We start from the raw sequence: 827 nt of genomic DNA, 5'->3' as shown, positions 1-827 counted from the left end.
ATTGAGGCTGTTGCTAACCGAAATCGCCAAGGCGGTATCCTACTCCCCTGACGCCGTTGAGGAGATCGCCGACGCCGGCGGCATCCAACTTCTTGCGCAGCTTGCTCATATGGCTGTCGACGGTTCGGTCGAGCGCATCGCCCTCGGGCAGGCAGGCATCGACGATCTCGCCCCGCTCGAAAGCCCTGTTCGGAAAGCCCGCCATGTATTCGAGGATGCGGAACTCGGTCCGCGTCAGGCTCAGCGGAATGCGGCCTTTGCCGTCCTCGACCACGGCCATGTGCGCCACCGGATCGATCGCCAGCCTGCCGATCCGCAAGACCTTGTTGCTCGCATTGCCCGAGGATCGTCTGAGAACGGCCCGCGCCCGCGCGACCACCTCGACGGGATTGAACGGCTTGACCACGTAATCGTCGGCGCCCGAGCGCAGCCCATGCAGCTTGTCGAGGTCGTCGGCCAGGGCGGTGACCATGATGACGGGCGTGTCGCCGCGCTGGCGGATGGTGGCCAGCACCGTGTGGCCGTCGAGCTTCGGCAGCTTGACATCGAGGACGACCAGATCCGGCCTCAGCCGCTGATGATGGGAAAGCGCGATCTCGCCGTCGGCGGCCGTCAGCACGCGAAATCCCTCGCGTTCGAAATAACGCTCGAGAATGTCTGAGATTTCCGCCTCGTCCTCGACGATCAGTATCAGTGCATTGTCCATCCGCACCCCCTTCCCGAAGAAGAAACGCCAGACAGGGCCTCCGCGTCAACGCTCCCGCTCACCCGTTCACGAAACCTCCACAAAACGTCGACCAAAGACCAACAATGCCGATGTTTGCTTA

The 827-nt window shown here is 62.9% G+C and carries 1 protein-coding gene; it reads right to left on the bottom strand.

Annotation, left to right across the window (positions count from 1 at the left end):
- Positions 1 to 13: 13 nt before the first annotated feature.
- Entirely contained in the window at positions 14 to 706 is a 693-nt protein-coding gene (locus HGP16_RS33695) for a response regulator (protein WP_168844263.1), read from the bottom strand.
- Positions 707 to 827 lie beyond the last annotated feature (121 nt).

Origin of the sequence: Rhizobium sp. P40RR-XXII, from assembly GCF_012641405.1 — a bacterium.
In the GTDB taxonomy this organism is placed as follows: Bacteria; Pseudomonadota; Alphaproteobacteria; order Rhizobiales; family Rhizobiaceae; genus Rhizobium.
The sequence above is the reverse complement of the archived record's forward strand: the minus strand, read 5'-3'. Positions and strand labels throughout refer to the sequence as shown.